The organism is Methylosinus sp. R-45379 (assembly GCF_001644125.1).
Taxonomy (GTDB): domain Bacteria; phylum Pseudomonadota; class Alphaproteobacteria; order Rhizobiales; family Beijerinckiaceae; genus Methylosinus.
Genome location: NZ_LUUM01000217.1, coordinates 1 through 1,455, shown reverse-complemented (window position 1 = coordinate 1,455; position 1,455 = coordinate 1). Strand labels below are relative to the sequence as shown.

2 protein-coding genes are annotated in these 1,455 nt (G+C 54.9%); both read right to left on the bottom strand.

The window, feature by feature from the left end; all coding sequences use genetic code 11:
* Window positions 1-244 (bottom strand): hypothetical protein (locus tag A1351_RS25645; RefSeq protein ID WP_210178253.1); only part of this gene is annotated, 244 nt, incomplete at its 3' end.
* Between the two features lie 152 nt (window positions 245-396).
* A partial coding sequence (locus A1351_RS09245; protein WP_064032839.1) for an acyltransferase occupies window positions 397-1,455 on the bottom strand: 1,059 nt, incomplete at its 5' end.

Here is a 1,455-nt window from a genome sequence, read left to right as displayed (position 1 = left end):
GCTGCAACACAACAGTGCCCGGAATTGCATAAACGGCCAGGGTTTGTCCCCCGCCAGTGCTGGAGTTCACGAGAATTTCTGTTGTTGTATAGACGCCTGGTTTAATGAACAATGGAAGGCCACCGCTTCGAGCTTGGTCAAATGCCGCTTGAACATTGGCCACGGTGGACCATCCGGCGCCCGGAGACGATGCCGCATTCTGAAGGATGACCGCAGTGTCGGACGTTTTCGTATAGAGAGTCACAGCTCAAATCTCCAAGGCAACCAGATGAAATTACTTATAAATCGCGCAGCGACAATCCATTTAACTGCACCTAAATGCGCGATTACGACTTCCTCCTTGACGGTATAGCCGTGACGTAGCTTAAGGGGGAATCATTGATATTTCAAGTCTCCTCAGCGTATCGTAATCGAAGACGAGGTCGTCGATACGCTGTCTCGGCTAGGATTCGCCGAAGGCGTTTTGGCGGTTCGCGTAATCCAACTCCGCATAGGCCGTTCGAAGTAGCGGTAGGAAAGCAAGGACACTACGATCGTAATCCCGAAACTTGCAAAGGCGAAGGCGAAGGTCCACGGCGTCTCGATTAGATGCAGACGCCGCGCCGCTACCAGAAGCGGCACGCTCACAAGAACGTGCGACATATAGAGCGCGTAAGAACTCTCCCCGAGAACGAGGAGAACCCGGTTCTTCATTACAGAGGGGACCTTGCCTGCATCAGCAAGAGCAGCAAAAGCGATGAGCGAGCAGAAGACCGGCAGGACCAATTCACGCCGAACGTCGAGTGACAGCACGACCAACGCAGTCGCAGCCAGCGCATGGACAGTCCACCAGGATGGCGTGCCGCGTAACCGGCCATTGCATATCGCCTCCGCGGTCGCGGCGCCGGCAAAGAAGCTGGGGAGGGCGCGCAACATTCCAAACTGATACGTCAAGTCCATCCAATCCTGCGCGCCGAATGCATTGTGAACCGCAATCATGGCGGCAACCATCAGCAGGGTGCAAAACATGCTAAACGAGAGACTGACACGGCGAACGATAGCGAAGACGGCGGGCGCTAGCAGGTAGACAAACCACTCTGCGCTAATCGACCACGAGGGCACATTAAAACTCGGATGGTCGAGGAACCCCCAGGCTTGCACGAGGAGCAGATTTGCCGGCAGGCCGGAAAGCGCCAATATCTCCGGGTGATTGGGCTGAACGTGCAGGAGATGCGCGATGGCGATAAGCAACAGATAGCAAGCCAAAATCAGGACGTGCAACGGATAGATGCGCGCCCACCGGGCCCGTAGAAACTCCCCGTATTCCCGAGCAGATCCAAGACGGCTCCGATAACCCTGCACCATGACGAAGCCGCTGAGCATGAAAAAGAAATCGACCATGCAACTGAGATTTGTGACCATGGTAAACCGCGTCGCCAACCCCAACTGAAAGTCAATATTGTAATGAAATAGGAC